Source organism: Campylobacter sp. GB48 (assembly GCF_049221845.1).
GTDB classification, from domain to species: Bacteria; Campylobacterota; Campylobacteria; order Campylobacterales; family Campylobacteraceae; genus Campylobacter_D; species Campylobacter_D lari_C.
Genome location: NZ_JBMJAR010000039.1, coordinates 1 through 2,192, shown reverse-complemented (window position 1 = coordinate 2,192; position 2,192 = coordinate 1). Strand labels below are relative to the sequence as shown.

1 pseudogene is annotated in these 2,192 nt (G+C 27.5%); it reads left to right on the top strand.

Going from position 1 to position 2,192, the window contains the following annotated elements:
* Positions 1-2,192, top strand: a pseudogene (locus tag ACOTVC_RS08555) (hypothetical protein); the annotation flags it as partial.

The window sequence follows — 2,192 nt, the reverse complement described above, 5'->3', positions numbered from 1 at the left end:
CATGGGAAATGAAAAAGATAATGCCATAGAATGGTGGCACTTTGCAAAAGGTTGGAATGAAGGTTTAGGTGTTACTAGAGAAATTGATGAGTTTAGATTGGTTGGAAATATAGATTTTAGTGGTAATCAAGGTAAAGGGGTAGAGAGTAAAGATTGGCAAAACTATGCAAATTATTGTATAGATGGGTTGGGTTGTACTAGTATGATAGTTGGTTTTGATAGGGAAAAAGTATTTACTAAGATTTTTGATGGTCAAGGATTTACGCTTAAGAATCTTAATATAAATGCTAAAGTTTTAGATGATAATAAGCCAACATATGTAGGTATATTTGGTTATACAAACAATGCGCATATTAAAAACTTTATTGTTGATTATAATAATGGTAGAGTTTTAGGTGGTCTGTTTGTCGGAGGTATTGTAGGTATTGGTATAAATGGAACTTTTAAAGATATAAGCTTAAAAAATATTTATTATATGCATGGTGAAGGAGGTAGAGGTGAAATTATTAATGTTGGAGGATTTGCTGGATCGTTAAGCGGTGTCGATGCTTATAATATACAAATAAGCAATATTAAAGATGCTATTTACGGAAGCAGTGCTTATTCTAGTTATTTTAATCTAGGAGGATTTGCTGGTGTAATTTATAGTGGAAATTATAATACAATAAAGATTGATAATATATCTGTTGTTGGATTATTATCAAATCCTGGACAACAACATGAAGCATCTATAGGTGGTTTTGTAGGATATCTTAATTCATCTATTTCAGATAAAAAAAGTATTATAATAGAAAATATCACTTTAAGTAAAATTAGAGAAATTACTAGTGAAACTGGATTTATTAATACCTTTGTTGGAGGTTTTTTAGGAAGAGGACATTTTATACCAGGATTTTATTCTTTTAAAAATATTGTTTTAAATGATATAAAAAATGTTGGATATATGGCTCATATGAACTTTATTGGTGGATTTGCTGGTTATTTAGATTTTTGGAATTCAGCACAAAATAATACTTTTTTTGAAAATATTTTTATTTATTTTGGTCAAGATATGGAGTTAGGAAATGAATCAACTTACAATGATTTGTTTGCTCGCTCAAGTGATAGTTTGAAAATCAACAATGTGTATGTATATTATGATAAAAATGGGAAATTTGCTAATATTGCAACAAATTTAAATAAAGTAATTGAAAAACCATATACATCTTCTGACAATTTGAAACAAGATTTTGAACTTAAAATTAAAGATATAAAAACACCAAATTTTATAAAAAATCATTCTGATGTATCTTTAGAAGAAGACGACCTCAATAAAGAAGTAATCTCTCAAATCATAGAAGATATCACTCAAAAAGGTTATGTGGTAGATATAGCTGGGTTAGAAAAATTATTAGAAGATTATAGCAAATTTAATCTAGATACCACAGAAGGTGACAAAATAGCTTTTATTCAAACATATTTTAATATAAAAGATGAGAATGAAGCCAGAGGTATTTTGCAAAGTTTAGATTTTCTGACTTATTATACTAAGAATGAAACATTTGATAAAAATAGAATATCAAATGAAGCAAAAGATTTATTTATATCTTTGCAAAATCAAAGCGAAACAACTCTAGCTAACAATAAAGCTTTATTTAGCTATTTAAATAATAATAAGGATAAATTAATAGCTGAATATAACAAATACAAAGAACTAGAGCAAATCTTTAAAGACAAAGAACAAGACTATTTTAAAGCACAAGCTGAATTTAATAGATTATTAGATTTAGTCAATAAAGGTAAGCTAAGTTACAATGATCCTAAATTCACTCAAGCTTTTGATAATTGGCTTAATGCTTATAATGATTATTCTAATGCATATGTTGATGCTAAGAATATCAATGATAATATAAAATCTACTTATACAAAACATATTAATGAGACATTGGGATATGACAATTTTAATTTTAATCCTTTTTTGCTAAGTTTAAATCCTGATGTAGGTAAACCTGAATTTCCTAATATAGATAATTCTCAAGGTGGAGATTTACCTGACTTTGAGCAAACTGCTTCGCTTAATTTAATAGGTGATAATGCTTTAGATGAAGAAGAAAAAACCGAAGAGGTGGATGAAACCTCTCTTATGCAAAAAAGTAAAACCTGCATAGTAAGTGATAATTATAAAACTATGAATCCATGTATAGTTGGAGGAT